This window comes from Hahella chejuensis KCTC 2396 (assembly GCF_000012985.1).
Taxonomy (GTDB): Bacteria; Pseudomonadota; Gammaproteobacteria; order Pseudomonadales; family Oleiphilaceae; genus Hahella; species Hahella chejuensis.
This window is the reverse complement of record NC_007645.1, coordinates 3,724,900-3,742,814: the sequence shown is the minus strand read 5'-3', so window position 1 is coordinate 3,742,814 and position 17,915 is coordinate 3,724,900. Positions and strand designations below refer to the sequence as shown.

The window sequence follows — 17,915 nt, the reverse complement described above, 5'->3', positions numbered from 1 at the left end:
CCGGCCTACCTCTTTTTCTGAATGTAATGATTGTCCAGGAGAACCGCGTCCAAGCCTGTGGTCATCAGCACAGAAATGGCGTCGTGGGCCGAGTGGACAATGGGTTTGCCCATCACATTGAAACTGGTGTTCAAGAGAACAGGCGTTCCGGTTATATCTGCAAAGGCGTGTAATAAACGATGAAACCAGGGGGATCGGGCGGGAGAAACGCTTTGCAGTCTTCCGCTTCCATCATTGTGTACGACGGCGGGCGCGAAAGCGCGTTTTTCCTTTTTCCAGGGCAATGCGAATGACATGTAAGGGGACGGGTGCGCATCATCGAACCAGTCCTGAATGAGTTCTTCAGGGAGCGCGGGCGCAAACGGACGATAAGACTCTCGTCCTTTAATGATCGCGTTAATCCTGTCTTTCATTTCAGGGCTTCTGGGGTCGGCCAGGATCGACCGGTTTCCTAGTGCGCGGGGGCCGAATTCCGCTCTGCCGCGAGCTACCCCAATGACTTTTCCTGAAGCGAGTTCATTGGCGACCAATTCCGCATGCTCATCGGGGAGTGTGGTGACCGTAAGCCCGGAGTATCGTGCAACCGCTTCGATATCCGATGATGCTATGGTTGATCCGAGATAGGGTGAGAGATAGCCACTGGGCAGTCGGGAGGCGCTGTTGTCCTCGGCCCATGCGAGAATGGCTGCGCCAAGAGAGTTACCGTCGTCCGCTGGGGCGGGCGGCGCATGGACCTGTTCGTACCCATGTTGTCGCCGGATGCGTCCATTGTAGAGCGAGTTGAGCGCACACCCGCCGGATAGCAAAAGGTTAGCGGCTTGGGGGTACTGTGTCTTAATGTCATCAAGGATCTGGTCGACAAGCTCTGTGTAAGCCTGTTGCGCGGACATGGCGAGTCGCGCCTGACTTAGTATGGAGTCTTCAGGCTTTCTGGCCAGACGCTGCAAGGATGTCACGACCTCCCTTATCCGCTCCTTGTCAGATAATTGCAGGCGGCCCGAATCAACCTGAATAATGGACTTGATGTCGGCGACAAGATGCTCGTCCGCCTGACCGTATGCCGCCAGACCCATCACTTTCCACTCTTCTCCATGACGCGTGCTGAACCCGCATAATTCGGTCAACCAGCCGTAGAGAGCGCCTAAACTGCCTGGTCCCCATGAGCGCCAGGCTCTCTTGAGTGCGCCGTCGTTTAACTCAAATAAACTGGCGGCGCCCACTTCGCCCTCGCCATCCAGCACCAGGCAAAGGCCATCAGTGAAGGGCGAAGAATACAAGGCGTTGGCGGCGTGACACAGGTGATGGTCATAGTGGCGCACATCGCCAAGCATCCGCTCTCCCAGCGCCATTCTACAATGATTGCCGGCTCTGGCTTGCACATAGCCCTGCTGGTGGCGAATCCACTCTCCCAGGGAGGCGGGTAGCAGTGCGTCGGATATTTGCACCGGCAATTCTTCCTTGACGGCTTTCCAACTGGTGGCGACTATAAATTCCGCTTTATTATCCTTGGAAATCAAGGGTTTCAGGACGCTTTCAATGTGGCTGATATGGTCCGGCATGACGCCCCAGGCTCTTTTGTCCTGTAAAAACCGCTCGGTCGCTTCAGCGAAGAGGACCTGGCCGTCACTGTTGACGATGCAGAAAGAAGGGTCATGGCCAGATGTGGACAGACCAATGTAGTAGCGACTCATACGGGCTGCGCCATCTTTAATAATGCGTCAGCGACCTCATTGGCGGTGCGGTGCTCGAACATCAGGATTGGTTCAATCTCAATCCCGAAATGATCCTCCAGCCGCCCGCAAATCAAGACGGCGTATAACGAATCCACCCCAATTGAGGCTAATGCCGTGTCTCCAATAAGTTGTTCGCGGGACGTTTTGGTCAGTTCAGAGGCGCGATCAAGAATAAAGCTAACGATATATTCTTTTTCTAGTTTCATGGATCTGGGCTCACAATTAACGAAGTTAATGCTCTGGCGATATGATTGTTCTCGTCATACTGCTTTTCGATGACTCGTAAACTGGGGAACTGCTGAAAAAATCGCGGAATAAACTCGCTGACAATGCGTTTGGATAATGGCGCGCCAATGCAGAAATGCGCGCCATGCCCGAAACTGTAGTGCCTTAAACGTTGTCCTGGCGGGCCTGCTTCCGTCAGGGCCGCTCTTGCTATGTCGATCATCACCGTGTCGCCTTGACGGATGGCGACTCCGCCGATTCTGCGGGACTCTGACGCGACCCGGTGTATGAAGCGGGGGGCGGCGCCCTGATGAATGTAGAAAGGCAGTTGTTCCAGCAATTGCGCTGGTTCGCAAGGGGCGGGCGCTCCATTTCGGTACAGAACGTCGATCATATTGCACAGCGTTTGCGCCAATGGCGCCACTGCGGCGTACAGGGTGATGACAAGGGCGATCTTTTCTTCGCCCGAAAGCGGTGTTTCCTCATCCGCCATTAACCTCGCCAATACACCGCCCGGCGAGGGTTCTTTTTCGAACTGTCGCTGAATCTGATGGGTCAGCCATTCCAGCTCGGAATTAATTCTGGCAAGGTTGTTCAGGGATAGCATGGGCTCTATCAGACGTTGCAGCACCATAGCCAGGCGATCGAATTTATCGCTCTCGGCGGGGCGTAGCCCGAGAATCGGTTTGATAATCAGGGTGAAGACAGGTTTGCCTATCAAAGTGATTGCGTCAAAAGGGGCGCTCGGTAAGCTCTCCAGGATGACGCCGGTCTGGGAGGAAATAACGTCGTCCAACTCTTTCAGACCCTGGCCGCTGAGGTAGCGAAGGCAGATGTCTCTCAGCTGTTTGTGTTTTTCTCCTTCCAGAAAGAAAGGCGAGTTATCGACATATAGCTTCAGATAGCGCAAATCCACCGTGGCGTGGGTTTCCAGTTTGCGCAGGAAGCCAGGCAGATCCGGAACGTGGAACGCTTTGTCTGATAACACCATCGCAGCGTCGTGATAGTTGTCCAGGATGACGATGCCGTTTTTGTTTTCGAACTTACTTCTGCGTACAAGCGTTGGTTCGTCAGCAAACATATGCGGGAATACTCGCTGGTCGTTTGGCGAAGGTTGAGTTTTTGTATCGCACGGCCTTTGGATCTATGTCGATACGCTCCAGAGTGGAATAAATAATCGGAATTACGGCGCTGAGCGTGACTTTTGCGAGATTCGCCCCGGGACAGCGATGACTGCCGCCGCCAAAGGCGATGTGGCGGCAATGTTTACTGCGCTCCAATCCTGAAAAATGATTGTCGGGGTAGTAGCTGGGGTCGCGGTTGGCGGAAGGGGCGTGGATAAATACCTGACCCGCCGCTGCAAGGGGCAGGTCACCGATCTGGACCGACTCTTTGGCGACACGGGTGAGGTATTCCGTAGAGGCGCACAGTCTGATCATGCCCTCTATATGCTCTTCCACCCATTGCGGGTCGCCCATCAACCCATGTCGGCAGCCGTCTTTCCCGCTGTTTTCCAGCATGACGCCCGCCAGCGTCTCTGTGGTCGTACGCGAAGCTATCACCAGAGTCGCCATCAATATAAGCAGCTCTTCCTGACCCAGTCCGTCGCCATGCTGCTGCATGGCGGATAATATCCCGGGCCTCAGCGTTCGCCATTGCCCGCCTATCATGTCGCGCAATGTCAGAAAGGCGTTTTGCACTTCTTTTAAACGTCTTATTGGTAATAATGGCTCCGTGATGGCGGCGGCTTTATCAATCAGGGCGAGGAAGTCCGCTCGATCAGGGATATCAAGCCCAAACAGGATGCTGATCATGTCGGTGAAAAGGGGATCGCACAGATCGTTGACCAGATCTACCTGCGATTGAAGCTTCAGCTGTTGCAGACGCTCCCGCGTAACAGCGTGCAGACAGAGCTTGTCCATGATGATCAGCCCGTGCTGTAGAGACGAGAGCGCGACCTTTTTCAACGCCAGGTGCGACGCTCCTTCCATGAAGGACAGCATGGCGCGCGTGACCTGGATAAGGTAGGAGAAGTCCTCTCCGCTCTCCTGGTGTAGCTTTTCCACATAATCTTCAATGGAAAACGCCGCCAGTTTTTTATGGCTTAAGAGCTTAAGGGCCAGCTCCTGACTCTGGACGGTCGGAGGCCTCATACTGCTTGTTCCGCGTAGCTGCGCCGAACCAGATCGGCTTGTACTTTGCCGCTTGAAGTCCGGGGCATTGAGCCTCTTGGAAGAATAGAGACATCCATGAGACTGACGCCGAACTCATCAAACACCTGCCGTTTGATCAAGGCGACTTGCTCTTCATCGAACTCAGCGGTCTTGTTCTTGGTTTCTATCAACATCGTCAGCCTATGGTCCGGCTCCCGTTTGTAGAGCACACAGGCGTTGGGGTTCAGCGTGTTGATAGTGTTCGCTGCGTTCAACGCCAGATCGTTGGTGAATATGTTTTTTCCGTGAATCACCACCATGTCTTTCTCACGACCGGTGATAAACAGGAAGTTATCCTTGATGAAGCCAATGTCCCCTGTGTCCAGCCAAGTTCTTCCGTTTTCCTCGAATACAGGCAATTCCGCGTTGACGTAGCCTTCCGTAACGCTATCGCTGCTGATATAGATCTTTCCGGTTTCTCCGGGCGGTTGCTCTTTCCCGCCCTCGCTCGACAGTATTCTTATGTGATCAAATGTCCGCCCGAGATAGCAGCCCTCACAGGTAGTGAGTGGATTACTGCGCTGGGCGAACACCTCCGGCAAGTCTTCCCAGATCTTTTCCCCCCCCACATACAGTGTGCTTTCGGCGAGACCGTAACAAGCCAGGACGGAGCGAGAGTGTAAACCCGCTGCGCTGAATCTTTTCCTGACATTTTCAAGTAGCTGGTGCGGCACATAATCTGCGCCGCAATACGCCGCCTGCCAGCAGGAGAGATCCAGTCCCCTGATAAAGTCATCCGGCGCTATATCCAGGCATAACTGATAAGCGAAAGCGGGGCCTCCGCTGATGGCGGCGCGGTGCTTACTGACGGCGGACAACCAGCGCAGCGGCTGCTTGATAAAGTCGACAGGGCTCATCAATATGCACTGCATGCCCGTCATAAGCGGGTAAATAATGCTCCCGAACAACCCCATGTCATGGTAATGAGGCAGCCAGGACAACATGTTTTTTTCTGGGGCGAAGCGCCACTTCTCCGCGGAGATGCGCTGGTTTGCGAGAATGTTTCTCTCCGAGACTTTGACGCCTCTTGGCGCTTTGGTCGAGCCGGAGGTGTACTGAATGATGACGGGCTCATGTGGAGAGATAAAAGGCGTGATCGTTGGTTCCTGTATGAAAGCGCCCGCCCGACTGTCGACTTCGTTTGCGTCGATTGAAATATGAATTAACTGAAGTCGATCATCGTCTGAAGTCTCTTTTTGAAAGTACGCCAGTGTATTCGCGTCACAAATAATTTGGCGCGTATGGCTGTCACTCATGATCGCCTGTAGTCGAACCATTTCTTTGGGAGAGCGAGGCGCCGGGACGGGGATGGCCGTAATGCCGGAAAATATGCATCCCAGCAGGGCGATGACAAAATGGCAGCCCGGCTCCATTGAGAGCAAAGCTGTGCGGGCGCCGTTCATGTCTGCGCGCAAGCGTTCGGCGTACTGGGCGCTCTCGGCCAACAACTGGCTCGGGGTATATCGGGTCTCCCCAAGCTCGCCGCCTTTGTTCAGGTAGGTCAGAATATACGGTTGTGGGCTGCTTTTTAGCGCCTCTACAAGTAACGTTGCAACGGACTTTTCTTGATGATGGTGAAGCGTTTGGTCGTCCATGAAGTTCCCTTGTGAATGTTCGTTGTAATACCTGACTGCATGCTTTTGATTTCTGTAATAAACCCTAGTCTCTCTTCTTGGGTTCTTCCACTTGGAATGTGTAATTTAATCAGGCAGACAAATAGCTTCTTTCTATTTGTCTGCTGCGGCTAGCCGCCGCTTAATAAAACGCGAAATGAGGTAGCCCATAGCCGCACATCTGGTGATGCGTCAAGTCTGCTCAGGTTGGCGTTGGCGTAGAGGCGGCGGAATGCAGGCGGCGGGTTTTGAAAAGCGAGCTGCAGGGAGAGCTTCAGGCTTTGCGAGATTTCTTCAACTTTGCATAATCCTTCTTCAACTTCCTCTCTATCAATTCACTAATGGTCACGCCTTCAGCCTTGGCCAGGGCGCTGACGATCTGGTGGGCCATGACGTTCAGGTCGACGCCGCGGGTGGGGATGGCGGTTCCTCTTTGCTTTTCCCGGCGCAGACGGGCGGCGCGGATGGCGTTCTTCATGGCGCTCCATTCCCGTGAGGACATCCACTTCTCGCACCAGGCGTTCAAGGAGCCATGGCTGGCGGCCCGGGCCAGCTCCCTGCCGGCGCGTCTGCGGCGCTCAGGGGCGGCGTCGGTTTCACTGGGGAAAGAGGCGTCGTGGAATTTATTGTCGATCCAGCGTTTGGCGTACTCATAATCCAGCGCTTGAATGTCGTACTTTTTTCGCATCGCGGCAACCTGTTTGAATTTTGGTCATTTTCTAATATGTTACCGGGTAACGCAATTGATTTATCTTAATACTTTAAACTACAACAATAATCCCCATTTATAACTCTGATAAGCTTAAGGTATATTGCCGTTTTGATAGCAACGGCGACGCCGAGACATCAATCAAGCTTAAGGACGCATCTCTTTTTAGATCCAGGTGGTAATCGCTCCCATGACAGAAGAACAATTCCGGATCGCCATCTCCGGCATGGAACTGGCCGAATCCAATCGTATTATCGCGCATGACTTATTGGTTAAACACGTTCGCAGGAAGCTGATCGTGCGACGCACAGGGTTGTCGAACACCCGAATCGGCCAGATTGAAAAGAATGTGCTGGCCAACTACGCCAAGCGCCTGGAAGCGTTGGGGCTGGTGCGCGTGGAGGTGTTGGTGAGTCCCGAAAACGTCGCGCAGGTGAGGGCGATGGAAGAGCTGGATCGTTTCCCGGCTTATTCAGAGCAGGGGACCGAGGATGAGACGCTGGAGGCGGCGACCAGCTGACCTATTGAGGCGCTCAAAGCTCTTATTGACACGCAGCCGATTTATGATGAAATGAGCCTCGCCTGAGGCCGCTCTCTGCGGCGCGGGCTGAGCCGTTCCGGCTTGTCTATCTCGCTGTCATTCATCTTCAGGCCCACCATTATGCAGGCGCTGCAAAGCTAAAAAGTTATACTGGACCAGCGCGCCGGGGTTTGGGGCGTGCCCGGAATCTTCGCTGACTCATCAACTGAAGGTCGCAGGGAGCCTCGCCGTTTATGAAACTATTCACCTGTCCGGCATGCGGTAATCTCGTCTATTTTGAAAACGTCGCCTGCACCCGTTGCGGCGCAACCTTGGGGTTCGTACCCGGTGAGATGGTCATGGCGGCGTTTACGCCTGATGGAGACAGGCTTTGGCGGCGCGTGGGGGACGCTAATGGGCAGTATAGAAAGTGCTCCAATTACGCTGTCCACGCCGCCTGCAACTGGATGCTGAACGCCGACGGGCCCGCCGAGCTATGCGCCGCCTGCCAGCTCAACCGCACCATCCCTGACCTGAGCATTGTGGAAAATCTTCCTTTGTGGCGCACGCTGGAAACGGAAAAACGCCGTCTGGTGTTTACGCTGATGCGCCTGGGCCTGCCATTGACCCCTCGCAGCCAGGACGACGCCGGACTGGCGTTTGATTTCCTGGCGGACCCTGACCCCAGCTTCAATGAACGAGGCAGGGTGTTGACGGGCCATGCGCAGGGAGTCATCACCCTGAACATTGCGGAGGCGGACCCGGCGGTGCGGGTCAGCATGCGGGAGCAGATGGGGGAGCCCTATCGTACAATCCTGGGCCACTTTCGCCATGAGTCGGGGCATTATTACTGGGATAAACTGATACGGGATAGCGACCGTTTACCAGCGTTTCGCCGCCAATTTGGCGATGAAACCCTGAATTACAGCGACGCTCTGGAGCGTCATTATCAGTCCGCGCCGCCGGAAGACTGGACGCAGCGTTTCGTCAGCGCCTACGCCAGCAGCCATCCCTGGGAAGACTGGGCGGAAACCTGGGCGCATTATCTGCATATGATCGACACTTTGGAGACGGCCTATCAGTTCGGCCTGATGATACATCCCCGCGCTGGCGACGACGCCAACCTGGACGTGCGCCATGACTTCGATCCCTGCAATCAGCCGGTGTTCTCCGTGCTGGTGGACCACTGGCTGCCCCTTACTTTCGCCCTCAACAGCCTGAACCGCAGTATGGGCCATGCCCATGCGTATCCATTCGTGCTGGGGCCGCAAGTGTTACAGAAACTGGAGTTTGTGCATCTGACCGTGCGCGATGCGCGTTTACCAGTTTGATTTTTATTAATGTGTAACTTTAATAAATTAATGTAACTGGATGATATATAAATAATTCATATCGTTTTCTTGACGTGCTGCTATCCGCGCCACGTTAATAACATGATGGATGCACAAGGAGCGAAAGATGAAATCACAAACGCTTATCGCCGTTCGCGATGTCGCCGCCAGCAGTCGTTGGTATCAGACATTGCTCGATTGCCGGAGCGGGCATGGCGGCCCGGAATATGAACAGTTAATGCGCGGCGATGACATGTTCATGCAGCTGCACGCCTGGCATGCCCACGATCATCCTAACCTGGGCGACCCGGACGCCGCGCCACATGGGTACGGCGTGCTGTTATGGTTTCAGGTGGATGAGTTTGATGCGGCGGTGGCGCGAGCCAGAAAGCTGCAGGCGGACATCCTTGAAGGGCCAAAACTGAACCTTCGCGCGCAGCATCGTGAAATCTGGCTGCGCGACCCGGATGGCTATGTGGTGGTGCTGGCCAGCGCATATGGCGACGTTGAGTAGGCGATGATGTGTAGATACGTAGAGATGAGTAGGTGCGTAGATGAGTGGATACGTAGATGAGTAGACGCACCAGTCAACTACGCGCAGTGATGAATAAGTAACCGCAGCGGGAAAATTTTGTGAACGCAACGCCTGCAGAGGGTTTGAATACGATCGACACACCGTTTCTGGCGGTGGGCAAGACCTGCTTTAACGCCAACATTGCGCGCCTGTTTGTGGAGCAACTCTATGGTGTGGTGTGCGACGGGCAGGGGCGGGTTATCGACGATCAGCTGGTGAGCGCCGTGAACCAGGAGCACGGCATCCTGGCCATGCGCGAAGGAGGCGGCAAGGCGCTTCCAAAGTTCAACTCGCTAAGTCGTCGGAGCCGCAATTAATGGCGGTTCCTGACTTTCTTGACTACTCTGTGCTGTGACCCTCCAAGGATGTTCAGGAGAATCGAAAAAAAATAAATCTATGTTGCATCTACTTACCGTATAACTGGTTTCAAGCCGTCAAAAGCCAGTCAACACGATGTAAGTATCCAACCATCGTAAGGAGACTTCAGAATGAAAGGAGTAGACGCCTATCTCGCCGCAGTAATCACCGCCGTAACGCTCACAGGCTGCGCTTCGCAGACCGCGCTCACTGAGCAGGCCGCCTACCAGCAATATCCCGCCCTGGAAGAACTGAGGGATCAGGTCGAGCAGGGGAAATCACAGAATCTCAACGTATTGTCGCCGCAACGCTACAGCCAGGCCAGAAAGTCCTACCAGGATGCGCTGCAGTGGGCCCAGGCCGATAACGCCAAAGCCACCGGCATCGCCAGACAGGGACTGGCCTCTATCAGCGAAGCCCGCACCAATGCGGATGTCGCCGCCTATAACCTCGAAGATGTTCTCAACGCCCGTCAAAAAGCTTTGTCAGCCAATGCGGACAAAGTCATCCCCGGCGAGTTCATGAAAGCGGAGGACAGCCTCGTCAAGCTCACCGGAATGATTGAAAAAGGCGCCATCGAAGACGCCAAAGCCGGTCGTGCGGAAGTGGCGCGCCTGTACTCGCAAGCGGAGCTGAACGCGCTCAAGGGCAATATTGTGGACCGCGCCCGTGACGCGCTGGAATCGGCCAGAAGCCGCGACATCGACGATCTTGCGCCAAAAACCATGGAAATGGCGCAAGAAGAATATCAGCTGGCTCTGAAAACCCTGGATGCGGACAGGACTGATACAGAGCGGGCGCAGAGCCATGCGCAGAAATCCCTGTGGAACGTCATGCGGGCGGAATACATCGCCGACACCGTCAAATACTTCGATGAATCCGACTTCGACGAAGAAGACAAAGTGCTGTGGTATCAGCAACAACTGGCGACAGCCGTTGGCCCGATTAACCAACAATTGCCTTTCGATCAGCCCAACAAGGAAGTAGTGCGTCAAGTCAATGCGAATATTCAAGGGCTGATGGTGGATCGTGACTCCGCGTTGCTGGCGCTGGAAAACGCCAAGACCCGTGAGATGAGAGTGGCGTCGGAAAAAGACGAACTGATGGCGCAGCAGCAGCGGGAAGATCAGCGCAAGCAGGCCATCACTGCGAAATTCGCCGTGGTGCAATCTCTGTTCACGGACAAAGAAGCGGATGTATACAGACAGAAAGACAACGTGCTGATTCGCGCCCACGGCTTTAACTTCCCCTCCGGCAAAAGCGAAATTCAGGGAGAAAACTTCGCCCTGGTGAATAAAATCATCGAAGCGGTGAAAGAGTTCCCCAACGCGCAAGTGGTGGTGTCCGGTCATACCGATAATCGCGGCTCCACCGAGCTGAACCAGGGGTTGTCGCAACAACGGGCGGAGGAAGTGGCCAAAATGCTGAACGAAATCGGCCGCATACCTTCTGATAAAATTACCGCGATGGGCTACGGCGAGCAGCGTCCTGTGTCCACCAATGACACAATGGAAGGCCGCGCCGATAACCGTCGGGTTGAAGTGTTAATTGTCAACGAAGGCGGCGTTGATAAGATCTATTAACCCCTCTGTGAGGGAGAGGCGCGTGAAGTCCGCGCGCCTCGTCGGCATGGCCAATATCGTCGAACATTGATTCAACCTCGCTCTGGCGGGACGCTCTCGCAGGATAACGGGATATCTGCCGGGCGATGGATGGAAAGAATGCGTCCGTTGATCTGGGTCAAAGCTGACCCGGGCTGCGCCCCGCCACCCCTAATCACTTGATCCAAATCATAATTCTTCGCCGGCAAAGGCATAGACTCCCGCCCCGTCATCAATTCTTAATTTTGCAGTTGAATGTGAAGAGTAGGGGTATGTTATGCATAAGCTAAGTAAATCTATGTTGGCTCTGGGACTGCTGGTCTGCGCGGGCTCCGCGATGGCGCACCAGCCGGGAGATATGGTGCTGCGCGTCGGCGCTGCGATGGTGGACCCCCAGGATGACAGCTCAACCCTGCGCGTGAATGGGACTTCCGTAGACGGCACCAGCGTATCAGTGGATAACGATACACAGCTGGGTCTGACCTTCACCTACATGTTGCGTGAGCATATCGGTCTGGAAGTGCTGGCGGCGACGCCGTTTTCTCATGAAGTAACCGCCCATGGTCTGGGCGATGACCTGAAAACCGCGGAGGTCACGCACCTTCCTCCCACCGTCAGCGTACAGTACTACCCGATGGAAGCCGGCGCCGCCTTCCAGCCTTATGTGGGCGTGGGCGTGAACTACACCCTGTTCTTCGACGAAGAGCTGACGTCGGATTTCAAAGGCGCCATGGGCGACGGCAAGATCAAGCTGGACAACTCCTTCGGCGCGGCGTTCCAGTTGGGCGTTGACTATCAATTGACGGATAACCTGGTGGTTAACGCCGCGGTCTGGAAAATCGGCATCGACACCACCGCCACCATCGACCTGGATTCCGGCGCGCAGATCAAAACCGACGTGGATATCGATCCGCTGGTGTACATGGTCGGCGTTGGCTACAAATTCTAATTCCAGCGTCTTGTAAGCGGCTCCCTGGATCAGCCGGCGGAGCCAACCGCCAATGAATTTTGCGGCCCGCCCTCAGGGATGAGAGCAGGTCAGCTTCACCTCGCTTCATCCCCGCATGCGGCTCTGCTTTCGCCCATGCGGTTTTTTTTTGCATCCTTGCCTGCCGCTTAGCTGAGACGGGTAGAAGCAGATAGAGCCTGATAGCCGCCAATTCACTTCTTTTCCCTGATCTATACTTATTGCTCGAGCTTCACCATTCGTTGACTGGGTTTAACAGACATGGGGGGATGGCATGCAACGTTCTTTGATTTCCGCTGTCTTTGGGCTGTTTTGCATTGTATTCGGCGCTTTGGCTCAGGCTGCATCCACGGTTCAGGTGTGGACCTATTATGACTCGCCGCCGTTTGCGATTGACCCCAAAGGGGATGACCTCACCTCTACCTTGTGCCGGGTGCTGACGGCGAAGAGCGGCGGTGAATGGATTTTCAAACCCCAATATCTTCCTCGTAAACGCATTAATCACTACTTGGAAAGCGGCGCCGAGCAAGGGCTGGTGTTGTGGGCGAATCCCCTGTGGTTTCAAGACAAGGAAGAAACCAAGTACGCCTGGAGCAACCGCGTTATCTGGGGGGCCAATGAAATTGTGTCCCAACGGGATAACCCAGTGGAATACACCGGCCCGGAGTCTCTGGCGGGCAAACGCTTCGGCGGCGTGGCGGGACATCATTATGTCGGCATCGACGATCTCGTGCAGGCCGGACGCATCAAGCGGGAGGACACTACGTCGTTTTCCAAGAACCTTGATAAACTGCTGAGCAACCGGCTTGACGCCATGCTGATACCTCGCGGGGAACTGTTTCATATGGTCTCGCAAGGCAATCTTGGCGAAAGAGTGTTTATTTCCTCAAAACCCCATCAGCAATACGAACGTAAAATTCTGGCGACGCAAAAGCTGGCGGCGGTGCGGGACTTTATTAACGCCCAGCTTCCCGCGTTGAATGAGGACGCGGAATGGCGCGCGTTATTGGAAAAATATGGCTTGCAGCCATAACCCTGATCACCACTTCGACAACATAACCTTATCAAGGACGGATATTCCGGGGAGGATGAATAGCCGATGCGAAGTCGTTTTGGGCTGGCGTTGATGATCTGGCTGTTGCTTGGAGCTGATAGCCGCGGGGAAACGGTCGCGCCGGTGTGGACCTATTACACCTCGCCGCCTTATGACCTGCACGGCGACGGTTATGATCTGACCACCATTATGTGCGCGGAACTCACCAAACGCAGCGGCGGAAAATGGCGCTTTGAGCCTCAGAGCCTGCCCAGAAAACGCATAGACAGTTATCTGGAGCGGGGCGATCAGGCGGTGGTGGTCTGGGTGAACCCCTCCTGGTTCGGCGATATGGATGAGACGCGCTACGACTGGACGCGGGGTGTGGCGCCGGGGCGCAACGAGATTGTCTCTCTTAAGACGCAGCCAGTGGAATACACCGGGCCGGAATCCTTGATAGGGAAAAGTTTTGGCGGCGTGCTGGGACATCGCTATGTCGGCATCGACGAGTTGGTGGCGGAGGGGCTCATCAGGCGCGAAGACGCCTCTTCCTTCTCCAGTAACTTTGGCAAACTGCTCTTGCGCCGTATTGATGTGACCATGATTCCCCGTGAGGAGCTGTTCTATTTAATGGCGAACGAGCGGGTGGGGGCGCAACTTTATGTTTCCGAAAAACCGCATCAAAAGTATGAGCGCAAGATGTTGGTGACGAAAGGCCTCAAAGGCGTGAGAGATTATATGGACTCCCAGTGGGATGCGCTTAATGAGCATCCTGACTGGCGTCACCTGCTGCAGCGTTACGGACTGGATCAGTTTCAGGCGCGGAAGTGGCTGCCAGGTCCGGCGGTCTGGCCCGCCCCCGCGCGCTCAGCAGATTACGCACTGTCATTCTGAGTTTGGCGTTATCCGCCATGGTTTTGACCAGCGTAGCCTGAACTTTGGCGCACAGTTGCGGGGAGGCAGGGTAAGACGAAAAAATTATCACGGGAATTTCTTCTGGTTTGAGCTCATCCACCAACTCGTCGCCAGGGCCGTCCAGCAACTCCAGATCCAGTATCACCAGATCATATTTCTGTTCCTTCAGCATTCGGCGCGCCTGCTCCAAGGCGTCCGCCTGCTGAATATCGGCGATCTCCTCCAGAACGGAGCGGGCCACTTGCACCAGATCCGGATCATCTTCTACGTGCAGGATGCGGGGACGTTCCTGTCTCAACAGAACTTGGTGGATGATTGAGCGGAACTGCGCCAGGTCCGGATGAGAGCGACTTAACCAGGCCTGGGGGGCGAGGCCGCCGCGTTCCAGTCTGGGGTCCGCTCCGTTGCGGTATCCGTCGTCAGATATCACCAGCATTGGCAGTTGCGCCGCGGCGGGTACATGACGCAAGGTTCTCATGAATGTAAAACCGCCGTCATCGGACAGGGCGCTGTCGATAATCAACAGACAATATTGGTTTTCTTCCAGGCAGCGTAGCGCGTTCGTTGCGTCGGAGGCGACTTCACAGCACAGTCCCTCTGCGCGCACCGCCTTGGCCAGAAGATCGGCCAGTACTTTATCTTTTTCGCATACCAGAGCGCAGGGGCGCGCGCTGACTTTTGGTCTCTTTTCGGGGCTCCTTATGGGGAGATCGAAGTAGAATTCAGCGCCTTCGTTGGTTTTGCTGAAGAAGCCGATTTCGCCGCCATGGTGTTCAACGATAGCCTTGGCGATGCTCAATCCCAGACCGGTTCCTCCCTGTTCCCGGGTATCGGAGCTGTCTGCCTGCGAGAAGCGCTCGAAGACGCGCGAATGAAAGTCTTCGGGGATGCCTTTGCCGTAATCTTTGACGTGAACGCGCACTCTATTGGCGACATCGGAAACGGCGATATCGACGGCGCCGCCGCGAGGCGAATACTTCACTGCATTGGAGATCAGGTTGGACATGACTTGATGGAAACGCCGCTCATCGACATGGACCCAGGGCCTGGGTGGTGAATTGGAAAAGCGAAGTTCTACCTGATACTTGCCGGCGAATTCCTTGTGGTCCTCCAGACTGCGCTGAATCAGCGTCGCCAGATCCTGGTCCTCCAGCTCAAACTTGAGCGCGCCGGACTCCAGCTTTTCTATTTCCAGAATGTCGTTGATGAGCAGGGTGAGTCGGTCGCAATTGCGATGCGCGACCTTCAACATTTTAAGGACAGTTTTCGGCAGCTCGCCGCCATGCTTGCCCAGCACCAGGCCCAGCGCGCCGCCAATCGCAGTCAGGGGCGTTCGCAGTTCATGGCTGACGGTAGCGATAAATTCATCTTTTTGCCGCTCCATGCGTTTGCGATCAGTGATGTCGCGTACGACGCCGGTGAACATGCGGCGGCCCTCGACTGTCATCTCGCTGACCGCCAACTCCATGGGAAATGTCGAGCCGTCGCGTCGGCGGCCGGTGACTTCCCGGCCAACGCCAATAACCTTCGCCTCCCCGGTGTGCATGAATTTGGCGATATAGCCATCGTGTTCGCTGTGATATGGCTCCGGCATCAGGATGCTCACATTAACGCCGATCACGTCGCTGGCGGCATAGCCGAAGATGCGTTCCGCCGCGGGGTTGAAGGTGTCGATCAGTCCGGCGCCATCAATAGTGATAATGCCGTCGACGACGGTGTCTACAATGGCGCGGACGCGGGCTTCCCGGTCCTGCAGGGCGAGTTCCGACGCTTTGCGTTCACTGATGTCGCGCACCACGCCGGTGAACATACGGCGGCCTTCCACCTGCATTTCCGTCACCGCCAGATCGAGAGGGAACAGGCTGCCGTCCTTGCGCAGACCAAGCACTTCACGCCCCACGCCAATGATTTGCGCGTTTCCGGTTTGCAGGTAGTTGGCGAGGTAGCTGTCGTGGTGTTCGCGAAAGGGGGAAGGCATCAGCATTTGTACGTTGCGGCCGACGGCTTCTTCCGCGTCGTAACCGAAGATGCGCTCCGCTGCGGGGTTGAAGGATTCAATGACGCCCTGGTTGTCGATGGTGATGATGCCATCCGCCACCGCTTCGACAATAGCGCGCACCCGGCTGTCGGATTCCGACCTGAAGCCGCTCCCCCCGGCCTTATGATTGAGTTTCCCGCTCACATAAATTCCCTTAGCTGAACGCCAAAACGCTCGTGTTATAAATATAGGCGGGGCTCGGGCTATTACAAACTCAAGGGACTATTAATCAGGCAGACAAATAATCAGGCAGACAAATAATCAGGCAGACAAATCGCGTCCTTCTATTTGTCTGCAACGACAGGTCGGGCACAGGTCAGGCCCTGTCTTCCGCGGCTAGCCGCCGCGCAGGCGCGTCCCTGCCAGGCTGAGATCACACCAACGCCATCACCTCTTCCACAGGACGACGCAGCTTCTGCGGCCAGTTGCCTTCAGCCGGATAACCCGCCGTCACCAACATCACCGGCACTTCTCGCTCCGACAGCCCAAACTCCTGCGCCAGCGCCTGCGGATCGAAACCGCTCATGGCGCCGGTGGACAGCCCCATGCCTTGCGCGGCGAACATCAGCGTCATAGCGGCGAGGGACGCGGAACGGAACGCTTCGTCCCGTTGCAGTGCAGGATTGTTTTCATGCGAGGAACTGGCCTGCGCAACCCAGCCGTCACTGAACGCCTGCGGCAGAAAACCCGCGGCGACGGAAGGCTGCAACGCACTGGCCAGACCTTCATGCGCCGCCAGCGTACCGCAGATAATAAAAGTCACCGCGGCGTCCACCACCTGCTTCTGTCCATAGGAAACCGCCTGCAAACGCGCCTTCGCCTCAGGCGAACGCACCGCGATGAACTTCCAGTTTTGAAAGTTGTAAGCGGAGGGCGCGCGGGTGGCCAGTCTCACCAACTCGGTGATCTGCTCTTCAGACAGGGATTTCTCCGCGTCGTAACGGCCAGTGGATACGCGGTTTTCGATAAGGTCTTTTACGGTCTCGTACATATCAGGTTCCTTGATTTACGGCTAAGCAATGCATTTATCTTAAATTCAAGATAAAATCAGTTTTGCATAGATAAATCTTGATATCAAGATAAAATAAATGGAGCCTCTGATGACTGAAAAACGCCCGCCCGACGCTGTAGATAAGATTCTGCAACAGTGGAACGTAGAACGCCCCGACCTGGACGTCACCCCCATGGGCTCCATCGGACGCCTGAAACGCTGCGCCGCCCTGATGCAACGGAGACTGGACGCCACCTTTAGTCAATTCGACATGACCGGCTGGGAATTCGACGTCCTCGCCACCCTGAGACGCTCCGGCAAACCCTACTGCCTCGCCCCCACAGCCCTGTTCTCAACCCTCATGATCACCTCCGGCGCCATGACCCACCGCCTGCAACGGCTGGAAGCCAGCGGCCTGATCGAACGCACCGCCAACAAAGAAGACGCCCGCAGCAAACTCGTCCAACTCACCCCCAAAGGCCTCGAACTCATCGACCGCGCCGTCGACGCCCACGTACAAAACGAACACAACATCCTGCAACCCCTGAACCCAGAAGAACGCCAACAACTGGATGAGTGCATGAGGCGGCTACTAAGATTATTGGAGGGGGAAGGGTAGAGGCGGCTCACACTGATAAACCAGCTGAATCGTGAGCCGCTATAAGCCTTGGCGTAGAGCGCCAATACCCTGTCCCCGTTAATACCATGTCCCCGTTAACACTATGTCCCCGTTCGCCCTGAGCCTGTCGAAGGGCCTCCCAAAGCGCATAAGAAAAGTGTGCTATTAAACCGGTCAATACCAAGTGGGCAATGCCTGGTTGTGATCCAATGCAGGCATTCGTGGAACTGCTATCTTTGTATTTGTGCGCCACGAATCTTTGAGCAGTGATCGCGTGCCACTCTTTGTGATTTGCAATCTGTCTGGATGCGTCCAAGGAGGCGACGACCATGAGTGGAATCGTTCGGCGGAGTCTGGCTACGGCAATTGGTAACCCATTGTTATTGCGAACCCGGATTATTTGGATTCTGGTAAATCTAACTCTGCTTGCACTCGTTTTGCCTGTTCATGCAGAAACATCTCGGCGCAGCATCTCG

General features: G+C 55.4%; 16 protein-coding genes and 1 pseudogene. 9 read left to right on the top strand and 8 right to left on the bottom strand.

Going from position 1 to position 17,915, the window contains the following annotated elements; all coding sequences use genetic code 11:
- Nucleotides 1-5 precede the first annotated feature (5 nt).
- The 6 genes from HCH_RS16155 to HCH_RS16130 form a co-directional block, all read right to left on the bottom strand.
- Nucleotides 6-1,691: a carbamoyltransferase family protein gene (locus HCH_RS16155; protein WP_011397411.1), complete on the bottom strand. Its 1,686-nt coding sequence runs from the start codon at nucleotides 1,689-1,691 to the stop codon at nucleotides 6-8.
- Nucleotides 1,688-1,939, bottom strand: coding sequence for an acyl carrier protein (locus tag HCH_RS16150; RefSeq protein WP_011397410.1), 252 nt, complete (start codon nucleotides 1,937-1,939; stop codon nucleotides 1,688-1,690). Before HCH_RS16150 ends, HCH_RS16155 begins: the two co-directional genes overlap by 4 nt.
- The gene (locus tag HCH_RS16145; protein ID WP_041598712.1) at nucleotides 1,936-3,039 is read right to left on the bottom strand and encodes a cytochrome P450; all 1,104 of its coding nucleotides are present in this window, start codon (nucleotides 3,037-3,039) and stop codon (nucleotides 1,936-1,938) included. Before HCH_RS16145 ends, HCH_RS16150 begins: the two co-directional genes overlap by 4 nt.
- Complete coding sequence (locus HCH_RS16140) at nucleotides 3,029-4,111, bottom strand: cytochrome P450 (protein WP_011397408.1); 1,083 nt, start codon at nucleotides 4,109-4,111, stop codon at nucleotides 3,029-3,031. The genes HCH_RS16145 and HCH_RS16140 overlap by 11 nt, the downstream gene beginning before the upstream one ends.
- Nucleotides 4,108-5,766: an AMP-binding protein gene (locus tag HCH_RS16135; RefSeq protein WP_011397407.1), complete on the bottom strand. Its 1,659-nt coding sequence runs from the start codon at nucleotides 5,764-5,766 to the stop codon at nucleotides 4,108-4,110. The genes HCH_RS16140 and HCH_RS16135 overlap by 4 nt, the downstream gene beginning before the upstream one ends.
- Before the next feature lie 292 nt (nucleotides 5,767-6,058).
- Nucleotides 6,059-6,472 carry a hypothetical protein gene (locus HCH_RS16130; protein ID WP_011397406.1) on the bottom strand — a complete coding sequence of 138 codons (414 nt, stop codon included), beginning with the start codon at nucleotides 6,470-6,472 and terminating at the stop codon, nucleotides 6,059-6,061.
- A 211-nt stretch (nucleotides 6,473-6,683) separates the two neighbouring features.
- Between HCH_RS16130 and HCH_RS16125 the strand changes: the two genes are divergently transcribed.
- The 8 genes from HCH_RS16125 to HCH_RS34790 all read left to right on the top strand — a co-directional run bounded on the left by HCH_RS16125 (nucleotide 6,684) and on the right by HCH_RS34790 (nucleotide 13,770).
- The gene (locus HCH_RS16125) at nucleotides 6,684-7,013 is read left to right on the top strand and encodes a transcriptional regulator KorA (protein WP_011397405.1); all 330 of its coding nucleotides are present in this window, start codon (nucleotides 6,684-6,686) and stop codon (nucleotides 7,011-7,013) included.
- 254 nt (nucleotides 7,014-7,267) lie between these two features.
- Nucleotides 7,268-8,344 carry a zinc-binding metallopeptidase family protein gene (locus tag HCH_RS16120; protein ID WP_011397404.1) on the top strand — a complete coding sequence of 359 codons (1,077 nt, stop codon included), beginning with the start codon at nucleotides 7,268-7,270 and terminating at the stop codon, nucleotides 8,342-8,344.
- Nucleotides 8,345-8,471: 127 nt separating this feature from the next.
- Nucleotides 8,472-8,858 (top strand): VOC family protein, encoded by a 387-nt coding sequence (locus HCH_RS16115; RefSeq protein WP_011397403.1) that lies wholly within the window; start codon nucleotides 8,472-8,474, stop codon nucleotides 8,856-8,858.
- 119 nt (nucleotides 8,859-8,977) lie between these two features.
- A complete protein-coding gene (locus tag HCH_RS16110; RefSeq protein WP_011397402.1) occupies nucleotides 8,978-9,235 on the top strand; it encodes a hypothetical protein in 258 nt (85 codons plus the stop codon).
- Between the two features lie 171 nt (nucleotides 9,236-9,406).
- Nucleotides 9,407-10,858, top strand: coding sequence for an OmpA family protein (locus HCH_RS16105; protein WP_011397401.1), 1,452 nt, complete (start codon nucleotides 9,407-9,409; stop codon nucleotides 10,856-10,858).
- Between the two features lie 295 nt (nucleotides 10,859-11,153).
- On the top strand, nucleotides 11,154-11,825 hold the full coding sequence (locus HCH_RS16100; RefSeq protein ID WP_011397400.1) for an OmpW/AlkL family protein: 672 nt from the start codon (nucleotides 11,154-11,156) through the stop codon (nucleotides 11,823-11,825).
- Between the two features lie 292 nt (nucleotides 11,826-12,117).
- Nucleotides 12,118-12,876 (top strand): substrate-binding periplasmic protein, encoded by a 759-nt coding sequence (locus HCH_RS16095; RefSeq protein ID WP_011397399.1) that lies wholly within the window; start codon nucleotides 12,118-12,120, stop codon nucleotides 12,874-12,876.
- 66 nt (nucleotides 12,877-12,942) lie between these two features.
- Nucleotides 12,943-13,770, top strand: coding sequence for a hypothetical protein (locus HCH_RS34790; RefSeq protein ID WP_011397398.1), 828 nt, complete (start codon nucleotides 12,943-12,945; stop codon nucleotides 13,768-13,770).
- Between the two features lie 49 nt (nucleotides 13,771-13,819).
- Here HCH_RS34790 and HCH_RS32440 read toward each other — a convergent pair.
- Nucleotides 13,820-15,973, bottom strand: a pseudogene (locus HCH_RS32440) (PAS domain S-box protein); the annotation flags it as partial.
- A gap of 229 nt (nucleotides 15,974-16,202) precedes the next feature.
- Complete coding sequence (locus tag HCH_RS16080) at nucleotides 16,203-16,820, bottom strand: nitroreductase family protein (protein ID WP_011397396.1); 618 nt, start codon at nucleotides 16,818-16,820, stop codon at nucleotides 16,203-16,205.
- 109 nt (nucleotides 16,821-16,929) lie between these two features.
- Between HCH_RS16080 and HCH_RS16075 the strand changes: the two genes are divergently transcribed.
- Nucleotides 16,930-17,439, top strand: a complete 510-nt coding sequence (locus HCH_RS16075; RefSeq protein ID WP_011397395.1) for a MarR family winged helix-turn-helix transcriptional regulator — start codon at nucleotides 16,930-16,932, stop codon at nucleotides 17,437-17,439.
- Nucleotides 17,440-17,915 lie beyond the last annotated feature (476 nt).